Source organism: Candidatus Mycoplasma haematobovis (assembly GCF_001645765.1).
GTDB classification, from domain to species: domain Bacteria; phylum Bacillota_I; class Bacilli_A; order Mycoplasmatales; family Mycoplasmoidaceae; genus Eperythrozoon_B; species Eperythrozoon_B haematobovis.
Window position 1 is genome coordinate 176,612 of sequence record NZ_LWUJ01000010.1, and the last position, 21,177, is coordinate 197,788.

Genomic DNA, 21,177 nt, shown 5'->3' on the forward strand with positions numbered 1-21,177 from the left:
ATGACGCTACCTGTAAAGATTGGAGTTGGAGCTTTAACTGTTGGTACTATATCAGGAGTAAGCTATGCTGGTAGTGCATATCTTATGAATAGTAAAGAAAAAGCAAGCGATATTAAACAACAATTAACAACAATAGATGAATTAATAAAAGATAAATTTGAATACGTACTATTAAGTACATCACAAGATACAGGAAATACTGATAACAATTTTTGAAAAACTAATTGAGAAAAATACAATAGTGAAAATTCTGCAAGCGAAACCGGAAAAGATCCACTTCAATTAGCAGGTTGAACAAAAAACAATAAGACAGATTTAACATCAGAACTAAAGAAAAAGTGTAGTACATTATCAACTTTAAATGTTCCAAAAGAAGGAAACGCTACTTATTTAAATGTAATTAAGTATTGTAGTAGAGGTGTAACATTAGCAGAACAAGCCAAAAAAGATGGTCTAACAGTTTTAGATACCAGTTCTACAAATAAAGATTCTGCCATTTGAACAAAGAAACACAGCGAAAAACAAACTTTACAAGATAGCCTAAATAAGTTAGAGATAACTAATTCTGATACAGGAGACAAGATTAAAGAAGGTTGTGCAACTGCCCAATCCAAAAATAAACAAGTAACTAATTATCCAGCAATTTACGAAGCATACAAATTAGTCTGCACAAAACAAACAAGTGAATAGTAGATAATGACATTAGCTACCAAAATAGGCGCAGGTATATTGGCTACAGGTTCAGTAGCAGGACTTGGATATGCAGGAAGCGCATACTTTAAAGATGACAAAAAAGAAATAAACAACACACAAAAAGGAACAGCAATAAGTAAGATTATTGAAGATCAATTTGATTACATACTACTAAATACATCTGTCAACAATGACAGTGCGCAATGAAGCTCTAATTGAGCAAAATACAAAAAAGAGAATACTACTAGTAAAGATATTTTTGAACTAGAAAATTGAACTGTAAATAGCCCAACCGATTTAATTCCAGCACTTAAAACAAAATGTGCATCATTAGCAAACACAAATGCTGTAGACAAAGCTGATGCTAATTACCTAAATGTAACTAAATATTGTGCAAGGGAAGTAACGATAGCAGATCAAATTGAAAAATCAGATTTAAAGACAAAGATTCTTGATACTAAAGAGGGTGATACAGAGCATAAAGCTATTTGAGGCAAAAGAGTTTCAGAAAAAACAACATTTAAAGACCACTTCACAAATTTAAATATTTCTTTTGATGACGCAGATATAGCTAAAGTTAAAGCTGGATGTAAAGGAGCTACTTCAAAACCCAAAACAGGAGAAAAATACAAAGAAACCTTGGAAGCCTACAAAGCTGTATGTGTTAAACAAAAAGACGAGTAATAATAAATCATGTCTTTACCTGTTAAAGTTGGAATAGCTACTCTTACGGCAGGTTCGATTGCTGGAGCAGGATATGCTGGTATTGCTTATTTTGGAAAAAATAAACAACAAGGAACAACAATAAGTGATATAGTACAAACAAAATATGAATACATCTTATTAAATACCAAAGACAATACAGATAATACACATTGAAGTATTAACTGAAGTAACTACAAAAAAGATAACGCAAAGAAGGAAGCTAATAAAAATACATTTAAATTAAAGGGTTGAGTTAAAGACAGTACACAAGATTTAGATTTAACTAACGAACTTAAGAAAAAATGTGAAGAATTATCAAAAACCACTGTTTATGACAAAGGAGTTGCTCTTTATGCAGATGTAACTAAATACTGTGGTAGAGGTGTAACTGTAGAGGATGCTGCAAAAAAAGCCGGTGCAGAGATATTAGATACTGTAACTAGAGATAATAATAAGGATTCAAAAATTTGAACATCTAGACATACAAACAAAACCACTTTACAAGATAGTTTAACTAAGTTAGGAATACCAGATGCAGGGGATGCAGACAAAATCAAAAAAGGATGCGAAGATATCAAAACCAAAAATAAACAAGCTGACGATTATCAAGCGGTTTACAATGCCTATATTGCTATTTGTACAAAACAAGAAGGAGACATTCGTTAATACATGTCATTGCTTATTAAAGCTGGAATAGTTACACTTACAATAGGTTCAGTATCAACAGCTGGTTATTTTGGAGGTACATATTTATTTGGAAGAACCCCCATTAAAGATTTAATAAATAAAGAATACCAATACATACTACTTGATACTACAGGAAATAATGATAGTAGTTATTGGGATGCTAATTGAAAAACCTACCAAGATACCAATACCTCAAAAGATTCAGATGATTTAGGATTAGAGGGTTGAATTAAAGGACAGAAAAAAGATTTGAAAGATAAGCTTAAATTAAAGTGCAAAGAATTATCAGGTACATCTGTTTATGGAAATGAAAATTTAACCTACAAACATGTAACTAAATATTGTGCAAGATATGTAAATGTAAAGGATCAAGCCAAAAAAGAAGGATTAACAATAATAGATGATAGCAACGCTGGAGAATCTTGAAATAAGAGAGAACAAAATAAATCAAATTTAACAAATCACTTTACTAATTTAGGAATAAGGCCTTCTGCGGGAGGTGACATTAAAGCTAACGATATCAAAACTGGTTGTGGAAGTATAGCAACTAAGAATAAGTCTGAAAATAACTATCAAACTATTTACGATTCCTACAAAGAAGTTTGCGTGAAGAAAAGTAACGATTAATGACATTACCAGCAAAAGTAGGTATAGGAGTAGCTACTTTAAGTTCTATTTCTGCAGTTAGTTATGTGGGTAAATCATATTTTTCAAATAGTAATTATGATAGTAGTAAAGTTATTGATGAACAACCCCAAAAAATAGCAACATCTAAATTAATCGAAGAGAAATTCGAATACATATTATTAGACTCAAAAACAGAAGGTGTAAATGCAGATGATAAACATTGAACTGAAATTTGAACAGCCTACAAAAGAGATAATGCTAACAACGATGTTGATCCTCTTAATTTAAAGGGATGAAATAAATCAAAACCTAGCGATCTAACAGCAGAACTTAAAAAGAAATGTTCAGATTTATCTAAAGAACAAATACTTAAAGATAACAAAACACATTATCAAAAAGTAACCAAATATTGCGCCAGAAACGTAACAATAGCAGACCATATTAAAAAAGATAAACTAACAGCCATTGACACAAGTAATGCAGAGGGGCTTTGGAAAACAAGAGAATCTGGTAAATCAGCTATCGAAAAATATTTCACAACTTTAGAAATTACTCCTACATCCGAAAATAATGTTACTGCTGAAAATATAAAAAATGGTTGCAAAACAACCATAGAAAAAAGCAAAAAAGAATCAAATTACGATGCTATTTACAGTGCCTATAAAGAAGTATGCGTAAAAAAGAATGGAGAACAATAAATAAGATTTAAATGAATACCAAGCCTTTATTAATTAAATCTGCAATAGGACTTGCAGGAGCTGGTGGAATTGGTTTTACCGCACACCAAGGTTATCAAGCATTCCAATCAAAATATGTAAGAGAAGAGAAGAATAAAGTAAAGAGCCAACTTGAAAGTAAAGGATACATACCTCTTACCAAAGGAAGCACACACTTTACAGCGATACTAAGTAGTTACACAACTATTTCAAAAGCCAAAGCAGCTTTAAAATTTGGTACATTTACCGGAGAAGGAGATACAAGGGACCCTAAGGATATCTTATGAGAACATTGCCAAAATGCATTCAATGATGATGTATCAGATGACTTATTTAACAAAACTAGAAAATGATGTGTTGAACCAATATCCGTTTCCTCTATATTAACTAAACAAGGACATACAAAATTAGATACATCTAGTCAAGATGTTGGAATTAAAGGAAAATGAGATGCAAAAATAACAAAACATAGAAAACAAGACAGTACTCAAAAAATTGCTACTTTAGACGTTGGTACAGGTGTAACTGAAATCACTGACGAACACAGAAATCGCATTAAACAAAAATGTAATGAAATTGGAGAAGTAAAGAGTCATGATGACAAATATGAAGATAATCTAGGTATTTTTAAAATTTGATGTATAGATAATTAAATACAAAAATTACTTAAATAAGTAATCCTCTTTATTCAGAAATAAAAGTTAAATAAATTTAAATGGCTAATCTTAAGACAGCAGGAATTATTGGAGCAGGAGTAAGTGGTGTTAGTGTCGCTTCTGGATTAGGCGCTCATTATTTCTTATCTTCACCTACCATTGAACAATTACTAGATAAGAAATACATAATTTTAGATATTAGTGATACTACCGACACTGCAAAACACTGAAATAAAGCTTGAGATAAATACAAACAAGAGAATCAATCTGCAGGCGCTGGAAAAGATTCATGAAAGTTATCTGATTGAAATGGGCATAGTTCAGCAAGCGCAATTTCAACTCAATTCAGAAGCAAATGTGGGGAATATAGAACATCAAAAGCTTCAGACACAAATGATCCTACCTACAAGCAATTTGTTTCGTTCTGTACCAGAGTAACCAATATTGAAGATCAATTAAAAAATGATGGATTAACTCCTTTAAACAATACAGGAAATGATGCAAAATGAACAGCTAATGTTAAGAAGACAGCGGAATTAAAACAATTAGGAATTGATACTAGCGCAAGTACTTCAATCAACGAACAAACTCTTAAAGAAAAATGTGCATCAGTAAAAACTAAAGACAAAGATGCAACAGATTTCGATACTGTTTATGATGCTTACAAAGAAGTTTGTGTTTAATTAAGCGCTTTTTGGAACAATACAATCACCTTTAACAATTAAATAGTTAATCCATCACTAATATAGTCATATAGTTTTTCTTTCTTATAATTCTCAACACTATTAGTAAAGTTTAATGCATCTTCTTTAATCCTATGCCCCTCAGAAATTAATCTATATGCTACTTTCTTAGGTATGTAACAAAAATCTAATACGTCTTTAAGTCAAGGCTTTACTTGATTACTAATACATCAATCCTTTAATTTATGTTCATCAAAAACACTATTCTCAATTCTTTCTTTTTATTCTTTAAGTACTAACTAAAATAACTCTGTAGCATTCTGATATTCTTAGTTTTGTTTCTTTAACTCCATACAATTACCTTTAACTATGAAATAATTAGTAGTTGTAGCACCATCACTAACATAATCAAACATCTTCTCTTTTGTGCAATCCTGATTAGAATCTGTGGAATCTACAGGATAGTTATTCTTAACTCTATATCCCTCTGTTATCAATCTGTAAGCAACCTTCTTAGGAATGTAGCAAAGCTCAAGTACGTCCTTAAAGTCCTTAACCCAAGGCTTTGCTTGATTACTAATGCACCATTGCTTCAATTGCTCATATCCTGCATGACTACTTCCAAACTTCTTAGTGATCTTATCTCTATTCTCTTTTACTATTAATTCAAATAATTCCTTTTGATTAACATTATCATCCATTATTTTTTTAAACCCTAATTGATAAGGAGAGGGTCTAGTCTTAGACATCCACACTCCTATATTACTAGCAGAAAAACATAAAGTTCCACCCGCAAAAGACGCAAGAATAAGATTATGTCCTCTTAATATCATTATTTACTCTTCTTAGCTCTTACAGCATCACAATAAGCAATTAATGTACTAAATGCTTTATCTATATCTTTTGCCTCTATTAAATTCCATATATTCTCATATACTTCTTGAGGGTATCTATCCTTCTTATTTAACTCTAAATGATCAGCTAAGAAGAGTAATTTAGTTATAGGTTTAGGATTAACAGAAGGTACTGTATGTTGAGCTATAGCCTCTAATATATCAGTGCCTTTAGGAAATAAATAATACTTACTAATATACCATGCGCCTACTGGTCCATGTAATACTTTAGGATGTGGAAATTTAAAGATACCTAATTCACTAGCAGCTATTTCAATAAGAGCTTCATTAGAGAACTCTTTACAAATATCATGATATAGAGCTGCTATGTAAGAATCGTATCTTAATTCCATATCCTTTAATTCAATAATTTCATGTATTTTTTGTACAGTACCAGCCACTCTTAAAGAATGTTTAAATCTTGAATCAGATAAATGATTTTTTATTCTCTTAATAGCGCACTCACTTGATTTATTCATATATTCAATAATTAATGGAGAGAAATAACTCTCGTGCACATTAAATATTGAAGCTTTAGATAATTTACTTATCTCTACAGAATTAGCTATTAATAAAGGATGATGTGTTGTCATAGGAAGTCTTTCCAAGATTTCTTTATCTTCAGGAAATACATAAAGCACTAATTTACATATTGTCAATATGTAAATCAAATCTGTTGAATCCTTTAACCTATTAAATTCTCTTGAATCTAATAAGAGAAAAAGATCTGCATCCTTATGCTTCTCTTTTTGCATCTGTATATTCTCATAAAGAGAAGTATTAATATCCTTAAATGAATTCCCATCTATTATGTACTTAGGTGATAAAGAATTAGGTATTGCTGATCCCAGCAATACTAATTTCTCTTCCTGTGTAAATATCCTATCCCCTTGACTCCTCTTCTCATATATGAATATTACCGAATTAGTATCTAATACTTTTTGGGCTTCCTTTATTAACTCTAACTTGTAATTACTAATGGGTTCATATTCATCAGGCACTAAGAGAATATTCATTACTCTAGCGCCTCTCCCCTCCACTTAACCATCTCGTTATTTATTTCTTCTGCTTTTGGTCCCACTATTACTTGAACATGATTATCTCCCACTCATTTAACTGCTAATGCTCCCGCTGCTTTTAGACCTGCTTCATTTACTTTTGACTTATCAATAATGTCATATCTAAGTCTTGAAGCACAGTTAGATATTTTCCCTAAATTATCTCAACCACCAAAAGCTATAGCTAATTTTCTTGTTTTTTCAGGTACTTTAGAGTTAGATTCTTTTGTTGCTTCTTGTGTAATAGCAGAAGCTATTCTGCCGGGTGTTGGTAAATCATATTTTCAAATAGCAAATGTAAATACTCAATAATAAATAGGAGCTAATATTCCTCCTACAATAAAGATGCATTCAGGCTTAGTCCCTTTAGCTAAAGGAAGCACGCCTAATAGTAAGAATTCAAATAATCCTCCAGAGAATATTGAAGGAATATGAGCTCCCAATATATTCATAAGTGCAAAAGATGCTCCACACATTACTGTGTGGAAACAATAAAACAATTTAGGAGCTAAGAATAAAAAAGTAAACTCTATAGGCTCTGTAATACCCATTAAGAAAGTATTAAGTGCTGCTGGCACTAAAGTAGCAGAAGCTTCTTTCCTATTCTTAGGATCAGCAGCCAATCACATAGCCAAAGCAACGGCAGGCAAGCCAAACTGCATAACAGGATACTTTCCCTGTGTAAATCTACCAACTTTAATGCCTTTCTCATCTAAAAAATCCATTACTTTTTTTCCTCCATTTACTTCATTTGAAGGTAAAGATATAGCAGACATACCAATAAATGAGTCTCCATGTCACATGGCTGATGAAAGTTCTCTCTTATCTAATAAATCTTTAAGTACACCAGCAGCACAATTTAAACCTCCATTATTTCCATTCAATTCATTTGGGCTTTGAAGGCTTTGAACAACATCACCACCTAAAGATGAATACCAAAGAGGAGAATAAAACATATGATGCAATCCAAAAGGAATAAGACTCTTCTCAAGAAAACCAAAAATAAAAGAATCAACACCCTTAGCGTTTGATATTTTGTTACCTACCCAACTAAAACCATGCCCTATTCAAGGTCAAAATAACAAGAATATAGATCCTAATCAAGCTCCTCCTAATGCTGCTGCTAAAGGAATAAATCTTTTGCCAGAAAAAAAAGAAATATAGGTAGGAAGTTTAACCTCTCCCCAATTTTTCTTTAAATAGGGCATCATAACCCCACCTATTAATAAAGAACCAAATATAGATGTGTTAAGTGAAATTATTCCTAAATTTCTGGTAACCAAAAACTTACCTGCTTCATCTCTACCTGCTCCAGGAAATAATACTTTGTATCCTTCAGTGCCAGTGCCATTAGGTTTTATGAAAGCATTTTGTGTTGAAAGAAATACTAGATAGCCAATAATTGATCCTCAGACATACGTTGGATCATTGTTACAAAATGCTACTGCGAAAGCTACACAAAAAAGTAATGGTATTGCTTGAAGTATTGGGAAGGATATAGACTTAACAGCTTGTCCGACAGCTTTAAGTCCCTCATTACTGTTGCCAACACTTTGTAAAAAACCTCCTAAGGCCAAAAACAATGCGGTTATTGCTAAAGTAGATATCGGGAGCATGAATGCTCCAGATATCCCTGATAAAGTAAGCTTTAACTTATTCTTAAATTCAGGAGAATGTCTAAAATTAAAAAATCCTTGTGATTCGATCACGCTAACTAAATATTATGTTTTAGATTAAAAATAGAAAAAATAGGTTGAAAAATATTTATTTTTAAAAAATTTTTTATCTTTCAATAATTTTTTGTTATTAAAATTGTTTTCGTATTAATCAAATCATGTCCTTATTACTACAAAATTGTTTAAGTTTGGTTTTGTTGAATGAAAAACCTAATTGAGATGCTTGAGTAAGCGTTGCTCTTTGTATTCTTGGTTGTATTGGACTTATGTCCGCTATTTTGCCAGGTTGTATTCAAGTTTACAAAACTCAGAATACTATTGACGTTCCGGAAAAAATTTATTTTTTATTAACTGCAATGTGTTGTTGTTTTGCCCTAGGTGCTGAATTTTGATTAATTGAGACTGTACAGGATTTCAAAAACACTTCTGGTAATGCATGAGGGTTGTTAACGGTTCAAGCCTCTCTTTTCCTATTAATGAATATAATTAACGGTTCTGGTAATCTTTATGTGTTGTTATTAAAAAAGGAAAACGATCGTAAAGCAAAAGAGCTTGGTCTTTCTCCAGAAGAATATTATCAACAACACTGTGTGCCAAGAGTAGAGGCTAGAAATAAAAAATAATTATGCTTACTTTTTTGAATGAATTATCTGTGTTGGGGAGTTGAGAAGCTTATCCTTCAGCTTTCTTCAATGTTATTGCAGGTACTTGTCTTTTCTTGGTTATGTTTCCTGACCTTAAAACTGTCATCAAAACTAAGAAAAATTTTTCCATTCCAACAAAATTCTTTGCATCCTTATTTTTTGCTTCTTTCATATTGCTAGTTCATGCTTGTTTTGGAGTTTATGGTGTTTCGAAGGGTGCTCAAAGTGCAAGTAATATTGGAGAAAAAATAAAATTAGCCGCTAAATTTATAATGATGGGTGTATTCTTAATAGTTAATCTTTTTGGTACTGTCGCTAACTATTATCAACTAAAAGTTAAATTAGATATTTGTAAAAAAGCCAAGGCTCATAATATGGGTGAAGCTGAGTATTGAGAAAAACATATACAACCTACTCTTGGTGTTAACTCTAAACAAACTGAATAGTTGGTTTTTTGATAATTATTTGAGTTTAATATAATTACATATACCCTTCTTTATCTATCTATCTATCTATCTATCTATCTAAGTTGTATCAATAATAAAAAACTTTATTGAGACTGTACAGAATTTCAAAACAGAAACTGGTAATGCATAAGAAGTATTAGTTTGGTTTTGTTGAATGAAAAACCTAATTGAGATGCTTAAATAATTAAATGCTGATGTTTCGAAGGGTGCTCAAAGTGCAAAAGATACTGGAGAAAGAATAAAAATAAATTAGTATCCAACACACTTTACAACTTGTACAGGATTTCAAAAACAAAACTGGCAATTAATCAATAAATTTAATTTTGTTGAATGAAAATAAACCTAGTTGAGATAATTTATTTTAAATGGTGCTAAAAGTGCAAGTAATATTGGAGAAAAAATAAAATTAACTAAAATTGTACAGGATTTCAAAAACACTTCTGGTAACAAATATTATTAAAATTCCCTATAGCGGTTTGACAATCACTATTCTGCTTTAAATAATTTACCTTCATTAAGAAATAATATTTTGGTGTTTCGCAGGGTGCTAAAAATGCAAATGATATTGGAGCAAAAATAAAATTAGCCGCTAACTTTAATATTAAAATGCTTACTTTTAAAAATTTTCAATAATAGAAACATTAATAACTAAAATTTTTCATTTTAGCGCCTTGCGCAATACTCTTATAAAATCTTTAATGTGAAAAATAAAAATTGCAACTTGAACATTCTTTATTAAATAACGATCTTTTATTAACTCAAAGAAATTACAGTTTTTTAAAGAAGATATTACTTGCTTCTTTATTACTATTAGTTTTCTTTCTATTCTTTTGAGTTAACATAACTCTCATTCTCAAGAAACAACAAATAAGTTTAAGTGAAATAATAACTGTAATATTCTTTAATAGACTAAGAAAAAATGAAAATACTAATGGTGAGGATGAACTAAGAAGTGTTCTCTCTGTCCCTGCCGTCCAAAGAGCTATCTGAATATGCTCTGCTTCAGCTGTAGCAGCAGTTGCTTTCGTAATATGTGGTTCTGCAATACAATCACTAACTCAAAATCCCCTAGCAGATGCTACTACTCTAGGCTTCATTGATGCCACTATATTTGGTATCATATGTATGAAAGGTATATTTGCAGAAAGAATAGATGCTTCTTATTACCAACTATGCTATTTCATATTTGCTTTACTAGGAGGCTTAATAACTCTTACATTAATAAGTATCCTATTTAAGAAACCACAACATAAGAATCAACATCTCCAAATCATATTCATAGGACTAGTTATGAATATGATGTTCAAGACTCTTTCTTACTTAATTAAAACCTCAAATGCTAATGCAGTTAATCCTGCATTCAAATTAGCTATAGGAGGAGCAGAAAATATACATGATCTATACAATAATCAATTTGGCTTCTTACAATGAACAGCAATCTCCATCTTTATTCTTTTCTTATTAACTTGAGCTTGCTCTAATAAATTCAATTTATTTGAACTAGGAGAAGAGCAAGCTAAAACATTTGGAGTAAATGTAAAGCTATTTAAATACTTTGCTTACAGTTTAGCTTTAATAACTACTACTATTGCTGTTACTTTAGTAGGTAATATAGCTTTCGTAGGTTTAATATCTACGCACATAATAAGACATCTATTTAGAACTAGAAAATATCAAATAATTGTTCCTTATGCTTCTGTATTAGCTATCTTTCTTCTATTAACAGGTATTCTTCTAAATGCTATTCTTCCTTTTGTATTCTCCTCTATCTTTATTCTTTGCTTAGGAGGAATCATTTTGTTATTCTTAACCTTTAATAACAAAGAACTTTAATGCAACTATTTAATGAACATAAAAAAGATGACTTAAGTAAAGTAATTGCATTATTAATAATATGCACTACTATTTCTTTTGCAATGATCTCCATTTTTGAATGGAGATATGACTTCTCTGGAAATATTGGAACAATAAGAATATGACAATTCTTATTAGCTTTCTTTAGTGGGGGTGCCTTAGGAGTCTCAGGTTTATTACTTCAAAAATTAACAAGAAATAACTTAGCAGATATCTCAATATTAGGAATAGGCTCTTTAAACCTAATATTCATAATTATCTTTATTATTTGTAAATATGATGGAACTACTGATAGCTCAGCTGTTTTAAGAGTTTATTTACCTCTAATATCTATTGCTTCCTCTATATTAGGAACTTCCATAATTTACACACTATCAAAAAACAAATCAGATAGCTGTGAAAAGTTCACTATCATTGGAATAGCACTTCAATTTGTTTTTGAAGCTATTTCAGTAACATTAACTAATACAAAATTAATTAATGATGCTAGCGATAAAGCAAAAATTAATGCTGAAATACAGAACTTTACTTATGGTAGATTTCCTGATGTAAGTAAGCTTTCTCAAAACATACTATGAAGAGGCATGACTATTGCCTTCGTAATAGCTATTATTTTCATAACTTGTATTATCTATTTTTTCAGAAGAGAAATAGATTTACTAGAGCTAAATGAAGAACTTGCTAAATTCTACGGAGTAAATGTTAAAGTCCTTAAAGGCTTCCTTTATTTTTGTATTTCTTTATTAGTAGGAATAGAATCTGCTATGATAGGTAGTGTTGCCTTACTAGGAATAGTATCAGCTAGTTTTACTAGACTTATTTTTGGTAATAGATCAGAAATAGGCATAATAGTATCATTCTTAGTAGGAGGGATGCTAGTTACGCTAGCATCTTTCATATCTGTAAACTTAAATAAGAATGTACCAATAGGTTTTCTTTCTACTTCTCTTATTTCCCCTGTATTCATTTATTTACTCTTCAAAAGAAATTAGTGCTTGTATACATTAAAAAAAATAGGTCTCTTTTTCTATTAGCTCTATTTACTTTCCTCCAAATATTCTTTCTTTGAGCTTTATTTATTAGCTACTTAAGAAATTATGCTGCTTACACTTACATGTACACTGATCAGTTTAAAGATGAGCAATATTCTTATTGGAAATATTTATCTAAAGCAGGAAAGGCTATGGATGTACAAAAGAACATAGGAAGATATCAAAACTTTAATGATGAAAAGATCCCAATCTTCTTAAAGGCCTTTTTTGAAAAAGAGGGTTTATCTCCCACTTTAGCTAAACACTTCTTCTGATTTAACTTACATCTCCAACTCTCTATCCTTTATTTATCCCTGATTGCTTTCTTTAATATAGCAGGCATATTCATCTTCTTTAACTCTTTAAGAAAATACTTACTAATAGGAAAAACCTTTAATTTTTATAAATTATTCTTAGTTACTTGTTTAAACCTATGAGGCTTTTGAATATGTAAAGAATGAGAGCATTCTCTCACAGAAAGAAAAGATCCTTTACTACATACTAAGTGCTCTTTCTTAGTTAACTCTAAATTATGAAAAAGATTCTGAAAACTTAAGAAAAAATCAAATCCTTTTAGATTTAACAAACCTCAGGATTTAATAGTAGTAGAAAAGCTGTGCTTTTCTCCAGAACTAAAACATAGCTATTTCAAACACCTTAAAGACTATCTCTTATTCTTTAAACAAGATAGAGAAATTAATGAAAAGACTCACATCTACCCTAAAAAATCCCTCTGACATAAACCATACAAATACATCCTAAAAAATATTAATTTAACTATTAAACGTGGCTCTTTCAATGTAATAATAGGATGTAATGGTTCAGGAAAAACTACTCTTATTAAATCCTTAATTAACTTAAATGAAAATATAACAGGAAGAGTATTATGGAATGGTTTAGATATTACAAAAATAAATAAAAATGTATTTGCTAGGAATGTATCTTACATTCCTCAATTCTTAAATATATATCAATCACTTAAAGTAATAGACTTCTTAACTTTTGCTAGATATCCCTACAAAGATAAGAATGAATATGCTATTCTTAAAGCTATTCAAGAAAGTGAATGTGTAGAATTTGCTGATAAAAATTTAGATTCACTTTCTGGAGGCCAAAAACAGAAAATACTATTAGCAAGCATACTAGTACAAGAAGCAGATACCATAATACTAGACGAACCCACTTCCTTCTTAGATATTAAGAATCAACATATCTTTCTTGAATCATTAAAGAAATTGAACTCAGAAGGCAAAACCATAATCATGATTCTTCATGACTTACAACAAGCTATTAATTATGCTAATAATTTAATAGTTATGAAAGAAGGAGAAGTTTATGCTTCTGGTACACCAAATGAAGTAATAACAGAAGAATTATTAAGAGATGTATTTAATATAGGCTGTACACTATACAAAAACAATACAGAATTAGAGATACAAGACATATATGCCATATCTTAAAGAAATCTTTCTATATTCTTTAGGATATTACACTTCTTTAAAGAAACTACTAAGAATATTATTTTGAATGCACATAGTAATATGTGCATTATGACTCTTGTTACTACTTAATTTTATTTGTATTAAAGTAATTGGTTCTTCTCTTTCTTCTCACAATAAATTCTCAGCAGTAAAGCACTTTGATGTTTGATCTAATAATTATGAATTCTTCTTAAGAGATACTAGTGTAAAGCAAAGCTCTATACTAACGTTCGCCTTCTATGTTTTCTTTGTCAAATTATTCTTATTAAATATATTGGCTCTATTAATATGTGCTCCTCTTAAATTTGCACTAGCTTGCTCTATAGATATGCAAGAAACTAATTTAAAGAATAAGAGTCAAATATTCTTAGATGTAGCACTTAATCCTTTCTTTCCTATTATTGCTTACAATACTCTAAATAATAAAAATATTATTCATTATCAAAGAGAAAGAACTTTTTCTTTGGCTAAAGTAATGAATGAATATTTAGAATTTAAGTCTTTTCCTGAAATTAATAGTGAAGAATTAATAAATGTAAAAGATTTATCCTTTATTTACCATGGGGATAATAGTTGAGATAAATATTTACACTTATTCTTAAAGAAATTTTTTCCTACTCTTTACAGAAAACACTTACTCTCTAAGAATTATTACAAATCTCATGGCAAAAAAGAACTATACAACTTACCTGCTTTAAAGAATATTAATTTAACTATTAAAGCTTCTAAATTTACTACTATATTAGGCTGTAATGGTTCTAGTAAGACTACATTCCTAAAAACTATTATTAATTTATTTGAAAAATATACTGGAAATATACTTTGAATCTCTCAAGATTTAAAGAAAATATCTAATAGGTCATTCTATAAGAATGTATCCTATATAGCTCAAAATACAATAATACATAGTAATATCTCTGTATATGATTTTGTTGCTTGTGGTTTATTCCCCTCCCTTTCTTTTTTCCAAATGAATTATCCCCAAGATCATCCTTTAGTACTAGAGAACTTAAAAAAAATAGGAATACTTGAATTTAAGGACAAGAGTCTTAATACTCTTTCTGGCGGGGAAAAACAAAAAGCTATTATTGCTAGAGCTCTTACACAAAAAACTAAAATAATAATATTAGATGAGCCTACAACTTACTTAGATATTAGTAATCAATATTTAATACTTAATATATTAAAAAAGCTTCAAAAAGAAGAGAATAAAACCATAATAGCTATTCTTCATGATTTAAAGCAAGCAAAGCAGTTCTCAGATGAAGTAATAATATTAGATAATGGTGAGGTATTTGCTTATGGAAAAACAGAAAAAGTAATGACTAAAGAGAATATTAATAAAGTATTTGGAATTAATAATCTATTCTAAAAGAAGAACCCATAGTACTAGTTAAATAAACTTTATCTATATATTTACCTTTAAATCCTTTTGGTTTCTTTTGTCTAATTAAATTCATAGCATATTCAAAGTTTTCTTTAAGTTGTTCTTTAGTAAAGTTTAACTTTCCAATAACTACATGTACATTACCAAAAGTATCATTTTTTAAAGATACTTTACCTTTCTTAAATTCTTTTACAGCTCTCTTAACATCAGTAACCACTGTACCCAATTTAGGACTAGGCATAAGATTTCTGGGTCCTAGAATTTTACCTAACTTTGAAATAAGCGGCATCATCTTTGCAGTGGTAATAATTACATCAAAATCTAACCATCCTTCTTTAATCTTATCTACCATTTCTTTGCCGCCGTAATGATCAATCTTTAATTCATCTATTGCTTCTTTAGAAAGAGAATCATCTATTACTAAAATCTTTACTTCTTTAGGAATAGAGTGAGGCAAAGTAAATAAGTCTTTAAAGTTATGTTCTGGTTTCTTAGTATTTAAATTTAATTTAACTGCAATCTCTACAGTTTCAACGAACTTCCTCTTCTTTCCTGCTTGTAGTGACTCTACAGAACTTTCAAAATTACTCACCGATTATTATTCCCATTTGTCTTGCAGTTCCCATAACCATGCGCTCCATAGCCTCTAAAGACGCAGCATTTGAGTCTGGTAATTTATATTTAGCTATTTTAGTTAATTGTTCTTTAGTTATTGTAGCTACTTTATTGCCTTTAGCATTTGAAGAACCTTTTTCTAATTTAGCTTCCTTTTTAAGGAGAATAGCTGTAGGAGTAGTTCTAAGTATAAAGGAATAGTTCTTATTAGGAAAGATAGTAAATACTACAGGAACCACATCCCCATTTCTATCTTTAGTACGATCATTAAAATCTTTAATAAACTGACCCATATTAATACCCAAAGAGGCTAATGCAGGACCAGGTTTTGCTTGGGCTCCAATAAGCTCTAATTTAGCTATTCTTTTTCTAGCTTTTTTAACTACTGCCATTATCTCTTCTCGATGACTAATACTCTTGTTTTATCTTTACCAAACTTTTCATATTTAACTCATCCTTCTTTAAGAGCAAATAAAGTAAAGTCATTTCCTTGACCTACATTAAAGCCAGGATAAACTACATTACCTTTTTGTCTATATATTATTTGCCCAGCATTAGTATATTGTCCATCTCCTAATTTAGCCCCTCTATATTTTGGCTTTGAGTCTCTACCGTTCTTAGTAGATCCTACCCCTTTCTTTGAAGCAAAGAATTGTAAATTATACATACCATATATATTTTATTTATTTGGAATAGCTTCAATACCAGGCATTTTAGATCCTTCAAAGAAAGCTAAAGAAGCGCCTCCACCAGTAGAAATAAAACTCATATCTTGAGTTAATTTAAATTTTTCAGCTGCTGCCGCTGAATCACCTCCACCAATAACCGTATAAGCTCCTTTCTTAGTAATTTCTGCTAATTTAAGTGCTACAGATTTAGTACCATTCTCATAATTATCAAATTCAAATACTCCCATAGGACCATTTCAAATAACTACTTTAGCACCCTCCAAAGCTTCACAATAAAGCTTAACTGTTTTACTACCAATATCTAAAGCCATCTTACCTCCTCAATTTTTTTCTTCTAAATCTAACTCTTCACCCTTAACATCTTTAAATTCAGAAGCCACAATATGATCTACAGGTAATAATAATTTATCTCCATATCTACTTAACAAACTCTTACATTCTTCGATCATTTCATCTTCAACAATAGATTTACCTACTTCTTTACCCATAGCCTTAAGGAAAGTGTAAGACATACCCCCACCAATTAATAACTTATCTACTTTAGGAGCGATAGCATTAATAAGTTTTAATTTATCTGATACTTTACTACCTCCTAAAATTAATACCCTTGGACTATCGGTAGAAGTAACTGCTTTTGAAAGGGCTTCTAGTTCTCTCTTTACTAGGAAGCCTACTCCAGAAGGAAGTAATTCAGAAACACCTACATTTGAAGCATGCGCTCTATGAGAAGTACCAAAAGCATCATTAATAAATACTTCTCCTAGAGAAGCTCAAAATTTAGCTAATTCTGGATAGTTTTTTGATTCTCATTTAACAACATTATTACTTTCATCAACATCATAATATCTAGTATTTTCAAGCACTAAAATATCAGCACTAAAATCAATCTTATCTTTAGAAAATTTATCTCCTTCTCTAGGAACAAACAATACTTTTGCACTTGGCAATTGTTTTTGAATTTCTTTAGCAACTATAGCTAATGATTTCTTGCCTGAATTAATATCATTTAAATCTTTAATTCTGGAAAAGTGACTAAGTACAACTATTTTGCATTGTTTATCCAGTAAGTATTTAAGAGTAGGGAGACTTTGAACTATTCTATTATTATCAGTAATAACGCCATCCTTTACAGGAACATTTAAGTCTAATCTAAGAATTACTTTCTTATTATTTAACTCTAAATCCTCTAAGGAACGTTTATTAAAAACCACTACAACTAAAGAGTAACAAAATGAGTAAGTGTTCTTACTAATTGATTTACGTAGGAAGACTCATTATCATATCAAGTATAAAGTTTCACTTCTCCTGTTGGAAGTACTTTAGTTAGTAAAGAGTCAAAAATAGATCCGGCAGTGTGAGAAATAATATCTGCTGAAACTATTGGATCTGTACAATAGCAAAGTGTTTCTGAAGCAGCTTCTTCAACAGCTTTATTAATCTCTTCAGCTGTAGCAGGTTTTTCTAATTTAAGAGTCATATCTACTAGAGAACCAGTAATAGTTGGAACTCTGTGAGCAACACCATCCATTTTTCCTAGTAATTCAGGAATAACTTTACCAATAGCTGCTGCTGCACCAGTTGATGTAGGAATAATAGAAAAACCAGCTGCTCTTGCTCTTCTTAAATCAGAGTGAGGTGAGTCTTGTAATCTTTGATCTGCAGTGTAAGCGTGAATAGTTGTCATGAAACCAGAAGCAACACCAAATTTTTTGTGAACCGCATTAACTACAGGAGCTAATGCATTGGTTGTACAAGAAGCCGCTGAAATAACTTTGTCATCTCCACTAAGAACTTGGTGGTTAACATTGTAAACAATTGTCTTTAGATCTCCTTTAGCGGGAGCAGAGATAACTACTTTTTTAGCGCCTGCTTCAATGTGAGCCATAGCGGCATCTTTATCAGTAAAACGTCCTGTGCATTCAAGAACACAATCAACATTTAAAGATGCTCAAGGAAGAGCTTTAGGATCCCTTTCAGAAATAACTTTAAAGGAACGCTTTTCGCTAGTACACTTATTTATTAATACAATAGAGTCACCGTCCACAGAAACTTCTCAGCATTTTGTAATCCCTCCGTGGGCTGTATCATATTTAAGAAGGTGTGCTAAAGTTTTTGGATCTGTTAAATCATTAATTGCGACAATGTTAATATCTTTATTAGACAGTAACTCTCTGAAAGCTAATCTACCAATTCTTCCAAATCCGTTGATCGCAATATTTTTCATAATCAATTAAAGAGTAACAAAATGAGTAAGTGTTCTTACTAATTGATTTACGTAGGAAGACTCATTATCATATCAAGTATAAAGTTTCACTTCTCCTGTTGGAAGTACTTTAGTTAGTAAAGAGTCAAAAATAGATCCGGCAGTGTGAGAAATAATATCTGCTGAAACTATTGGATCTGTACAATAGCAAAGTGTTTCTGAAGCAGCTTCTTCAACAGCTTTATTAATCTCTTCAGCTGTAGCAGGTTTTTCTAATTTAAGAGTCATATCTACTAGAGAACCAGTAATAGTTGGAACTCTGTGAGCAACACCATCCATTTTTCCTAGTAATTCAGGAATAACTTTACCAATAGCTGCTGCTGCACCAGTTGATGTAGGAATAATAGAAAAACCAGCTGCTCTTGCTCTTCTTAAATCAGAGTGAGGTGAGTCTTGTAATCTTTGATCTGCAGTGTAAGCGTGAATAGTTGTCATGAAACCAGAAGCAACACCAAATTTTTTGTGAACCGCATTAACTACAGGAGCTAATGCATTGGTTGTACAAGAAGCCGCTGAAATAACTTTGTCATCTCCACTAAGAACTTGGTGGTTAACATTGTAAACAATTGTCTTTAGATCTCCTTTAGCGGGAGCAGAGATAACTACTTTTTTAGCGCCTGCTTCAATGTGAGCCATAGCGGCATCTTTATCAGTAAAACGTCCTGTGCATTCAAGAACACAATCAACATTTAAAGATGCTCAAGGAAGAGCTTTAGGATCCCTTTCAGAAATAACTTTAAAGGAACGTTTCTCATTTTTGCAATGACTATATAAAACTATTGAATCTCCTTCAACACTAACTTCATAACAACAAAGTTTGGTAATAGCTCCGTGGGCTGTATCATATTTAAGAAGGTGCGCTAAAGTTTTTGGATCTGTTAAATCATTAATTGCGACAATGTTAATATCTTTATTAGACAGTAACTCTCTGAAAGCTAATCTACCAATTCTTCCAAATCCGTTGATTGCAATATTTTTCATAATGTAATGATAATTATATACTTACATTTACTCAAAACTCCAAAAAATTTTATATTAAAGACAATCAGAGAGTTTGAAATCTCTTATCACATCAAAGAAATAATTTATTTCTTCAATAGTATTTTGAGCATTTAAAGAAGCTCTAAATATTTCTTTAGGATCATATCTTTCCGCAGACAGCCAAGAACAAGATAGTCCTGATCTAACTAATACTTCTTTCTTAGCTAAATAAAATACATAATCATGGGCTGTTATTTCTTTCTTAACTCTTATTAAGAATATACATCCTTTAGTATCTTTATTTAGTAACTCTAAATATTCATTATTAGGAAAATTAGTAATAAAGTACTTATTTAATTCGCTCTCTTGCTTAGCTCAAGCAGAAGAAGTTAAATTAGCGACAATAGTGGGAAGCGCTTCATTTCAAGCATACAAAGCACATCAGTCTAAGTCATAATTTTCTTTATCTCAAATCATTCCTTCTCTAGCATAAATAACTCCTAATCCATTAGGACCAAAACATTTATGTGCTGAGAAGAATAAGAAGTCAGCTCTCTTACTCCTAATTACCTTATGTTGTATATATTGAGAAATATCAAGAATAAGAATATGTGGAGTATCTTTAAATTTCTCCTCTATTTTTTCTAAAGAGTGCTCTAATCCATCTAAATTAGTCATTAAAGAGAGAGAGAATATAGACCTTTCTTTGGGTAGCTCTAACTTTAATAAGTCTTGGTAGTTAAAGTAATTAATAGAGCTATAAAGGCTTAATCAAATAGCATGATTAGAAGAATGTTCTGAAGTACTTAAATATACACCTAGCTCTTTTGGTAAATAATGAGCTATCTCATTAGCTGCATAAGTAGCATTAGGTACTAAGTAATAATTCTCTGGCTTACCTCCTAAGAATTTAGTTAATAATATTAAAGTTTCTTTCTTTAACTCTCTAGGATTTAGTTCTTTGGATAAAGCTTCGCAATATGCCTCTACTAATTCTTTAGATCTTAAAGAAGTAGCTGCATTATCAAAATAAACAATAATTACTTAATTTTGATCTCTTGATGTACAATGCTCTTTCTACACCACTTGCAATACTTCTTTAATTGGAGCTTGTCTACAGTATTTTTAGGGTTCTTACGAGACAAATAACCAATATTAGAGCACTCTTTACACTTGAATCTTATCTTTAATTTTGGCATAGAAAATAATGGTGGCTTTAGGCGGAATCGAACCACCGACACACGGTTCTTCAGACCGTTGCTCTACCGACTGAGCTATAAAGCCACGTCAATATGGCGGGCCTTACGGGATTCAAACCCGTGATCTCCACAGTGACAGTGTGGTGTGTTAGGTCACTACACTAAAAGCCCA

Annotated in this window: 24 protein-coding genes and 2 tRNA genes; 13 read left to right on the plus strand and 13 right to left on the minus strand. The window is 30.8% G+C overall.

The window, feature by feature from the left end; translation table 4 throughout:
* From A6V39_RS01610 to A6V39_RS01640, 7 genes are all read left to right on the plus strand, one after another.
* Positions 1–690 carry a hypothetical protein gene (locus A6V39_RS01610; RefSeq protein ID WP_187149934.1) on the plus strand — a complete coding sequence of 230 codons (690 nt, stop codon included), beginning with the start codon at positions 1–3 and terminating at the stop codon, positions 688–690.
* 6 nt (positions 691–696) lie between these two features.
* The gene (locus A6V39_RS01615; protein ID WP_187149935.1) at positions 697–1,377 is read left to right on the plus strand and encodes a hypothetical protein; all 681 of its coding nucleotides are present in this window, start codon (positions 697–699) and stop codon (positions 1,375–1,377) included.
* Between the two features lie 9 nt (positions 1,378–1,386).
* On the plus strand, positions 1,387–2,064 hold the full coding sequence (locus A6V39_RS01620; RefSeq protein WP_187149936.1) for a hypothetical protein: 678 nt from the start codon (positions 1,387–1,389) through the stop codon (positions 2,062–2,064).
* A gap of 3 nt (positions 2,065–2,067) precedes the next feature.
* On the plus strand, positions 2,068–2,712 hold the full coding sequence (locus tag A6V39_RS01625; protein ID WP_187149937.1) for a hypothetical protein: 645 nt from the start codon (positions 2,068–2,070) through the stop codon (positions 2,710–2,712).
* Complete coding sequence (locus A6V39_RS01630; RefSeq protein WP_187149938.1) at positions 2,712–3,410, plus strand: hypothetical protein; 699 nt, start codon at positions 2,712–2,714, stop codon at positions 3,408–3,410. Before A6V39_RS01625 ends, A6V39_RS01630 begins: the two co-directional genes overlap by 1 nt.
* Before the next feature lie 11 nt (positions 3,411–3,421).
* Positions 3,422–4,081: a hypothetical protein gene (locus A6V39_RS01635; RefSeq protein WP_187149939.1), complete on the plus strand. Its 660-nt coding sequence runs from the start codon at positions 3,422–3,424 to the stop codon at positions 4,079–4,081.
* 62 nt (positions 4,082–4,143) lie between these two features.
* A complete protein-coding gene (locus tag A6V39_RS01640) occupies positions 4,144–4,767 on the plus strand; it encodes a hypothetical protein (RefSeq protein ID WP_187149940.1) in 624 nt (207 codons plus the stop codon).
* Positions 4,768–5,096: 329 nt separating this feature from the next.
* On the opposite strand, the gene A6V39_RS01645 is transcribed toward A6V39_RS01640, so the two are convergent.
* From A6V39_RS01645 to A6V39_RS01655, 3 genes are read right to left on the minus strand one after another with little or no spacing between them, the layout of a single operon-like run.
* The gene (locus tag A6V39_RS01645; protein ID WP_187149941.1) at positions 5,097–5,600 is read right to left on the minus strand and encodes a hypothetical protein; all 504 of its coding nucleotides are present in this window, start codon (positions 5,598–5,600) and stop codon (positions 5,097–5,099) included.
* Complete coding sequence (yqeK, locus tag A6V39_RS01650; protein WP_245633476.1) at positions 5,600–6,700, minus strand: bis(5'-nucleosyl)-tetraphosphatase (symmetrical) YqeK; 1,101 nt, start codon at positions 6,698–6,700, stop codon at positions 5,600–5,602. Before yqeK ends, A6V39_RS01645 begins: the two co-directional genes overlap by 1 nt.
* On the minus strand, positions 6,676–8,427 hold the full coding sequence (locus tag A6V39_RS01655; RefSeq protein ID WP_245633477.1) for a PTS transporter subunit EIIC: 1,752 nt from the start codon (positions 8,425–8,427) through the stop codon (positions 6,676–6,678). Before A6V39_RS01655 ends, yqeK begins: the two co-directional genes overlap by 25 nt.
* A 125-nt stretch (positions 8,428–8,552) precedes the next feature.
* Between A6V39_RS01655 and A6V39_RS01660 the strand changes: the two genes are divergently transcribed.
* From A6V39_RS01660 to A6V39_RS01685, 6 genes are all read left to right on the plus strand, one after another.
* A complete protein-coding gene (locus tag A6V39_RS01660; RefSeq protein ID WP_187149942.1) occupies positions 8,553–9,017 on the plus strand; it encodes a hypothetical protein in 465 nt (154 codons plus the stop codon).
* A 2-nt stretch (positions 9,018–9,019) separates the two neighbouring features.
* A complete protein-coding gene (locus A6V39_RS01665; RefSeq protein ID WP_187149943.1) occupies positions 9,020–9,484 on the plus strand; it encodes a hypothetical protein in 465 nt (154 codons plus the stop codon).
* Positions 9,485–10,219: 735 nt separating this feature from the next.
* The gene (locus A6V39_RS01670; RefSeq protein ID WP_245633478.1) at positions 10,220–11,338 is read left to right on the plus strand and encodes an iron chelate uptake ABC transporter family permease subunit; all 1,119 of its coding nucleotides are present in this window, start codon (positions 10,220–10,222) and stop codon (positions 11,336–11,338) included.
* A complete protein-coding gene (locus tag A6V39_RS01675; RefSeq protein ID WP_187149944.1) occupies positions 11,338–12,351 on the plus strand; it encodes an iron ABC transporter permease in 1,014 nt (337 codons plus the stop codon). The genes A6V39_RS01670 and A6V39_RS01675 overlap by 1 nt, the downstream gene beginning before the upstream one ends.
* Positions 12,351–13,850 carry an ABC transporter ATP-binding protein gene (locus A6V39_RS01680; protein WP_187149945.1) on the plus strand — a complete coding sequence of 500 codons (1,500 nt, stop codon included), beginning with the start codon at positions 12,351–12,353 and terminating at the stop codon, positions 13,848–13,850. The genes A6V39_RS01675 and A6V39_RS01680 overlap by 1 nt, the downstream gene beginning before the upstream one ends.
* Positions 13,837–15,243: an ABC transporter ATP-binding protein gene (locus A6V39_RS01685; protein WP_187149946.1), complete on the plus strand. Its 1,407-nt coding sequence runs from the start codon at positions 13,837–13,839 to the stop codon at positions 15,241–15,243. The genes A6V39_RS01680 and A6V39_RS01685 overlap by 14 nt, the downstream gene beginning before the upstream one ends.
* Here the strand turns inward: A6V39_RS01685 and rplA are convergent.
* The 10 genes from rplA to A6V39_RS01735 all read right to left on the minus strand — a co-directional run bounded on the left by rplA (position 15,227) and on the right by A6V39_RS01735 (position 21,176).
* On the minus strand, positions 15,227–15,850 hold the full coding sequence (rplA, locus tag A6V39_RS01690) for a 50S ribosomal protein L1 (protein WP_187149947.1): 624 nt from the start codon (positions 15,848–15,850) through the stop codon (positions 15,227–15,229). The two genes, A6V39_RS01685 and rplA, sit on opposite strands and share 17 nt — an antisense overlap.
* Entirely contained in the window at positions 15,843–16,265 is a 423-nt protein-coding gene (gene rplK, locus A6V39_RS01695; protein WP_187149948.1) for a 50S ribosomal protein L11, read from the minus strand. Before rplK ends, rplA begins: the two co-directional genes overlap by 8 nt.
* On the minus strand, positions 16,265–16,540 hold the full coding sequence (rpmA, locus tag A6V39_RS01700; RefSeq protein WP_187149949.1) for a 50S ribosomal protein L27: 276 nt from the start codon (positions 16,538–16,540) through the stop codon (positions 16,265–16,267). Before rpmA ends, rplK begins: the two co-directional genes overlap by 1 nt.
* Positions 16,541–16,552: 12 nt before the next feature.
* Positions 16,553–17,773, minus strand: coding sequence for a phosphoglycerate kinase (locus tag A6V39_RS01705; protein ID WP_187149950.1), 1,221 nt, complete (start codon positions 17,771–17,773; stop codon positions 16,553–16,555).
* 5 nt (positions 17,774–17,778) lie between these two features.
* Positions 17,779–18,786 (minus strand): type I glyceraldehyde-3-phosphate dehydrogenase, encoded by a 1,008-nt coding sequence (gap, locus tag A6V39_RS01710; RefSeq protein ID WP_187149951.1) that lies wholly within the window; start codon positions 18,784–18,786, stop codon positions 17,779–17,781.
* Positions 18,787–18,792: 6 nt separating this feature from the next.
* A complete protein-coding gene (gap, locus tag A6V39_RS01715) occupies positions 18,793–19,806 on the minus strand; it encodes a type I glyceraldehyde-3-phosphate dehydrogenase (RefSeq protein ID WP_187149952.1) in 1,014 nt (337 codons plus the stop codon).
* Between the two features lie 54 nt (positions 19,807–19,860).
* Positions 19,861–20,847: an aminotransferase class V-fold PLP-dependent enzyme gene (locus tag A6V39_RS01720; RefSeq protein ID WP_306303057.1), complete on the minus strand. Its 987-nt coding sequence runs from the start codon at positions 20,845–20,847 to the stop codon at positions 19,861–19,863.
* On the minus strand, positions 20,847–21,005 hold the full coding sequence (rpmG, locus tag A6V39_RS01725; RefSeq protein WP_187149953.1) for a 50S ribosomal protein L33: 159 nt from the start codon (positions 21,003–21,005) through the stop codon (positions 20,847–20,849). The genes A6V39_RS01720 and rpmG overlap by 1 nt, the downstream gene beginning before the upstream one ends.
* Before the next feature lie 9 nt (positions 21,006–21,014).
* Positions 21,015–21,090: transfer RNA gene (locus A6V39_RS01730), tRNA-Phe, on the minus strand.
* 9 nt (positions 21,091–21,099) lie between these two features.
* Positions 21,100–21,176 (minus strand) — tRNA-Asp (locus A6V39_RS01735).
* Between the last annotated feature and the right edge of the window lies 1 nt (position 21,177).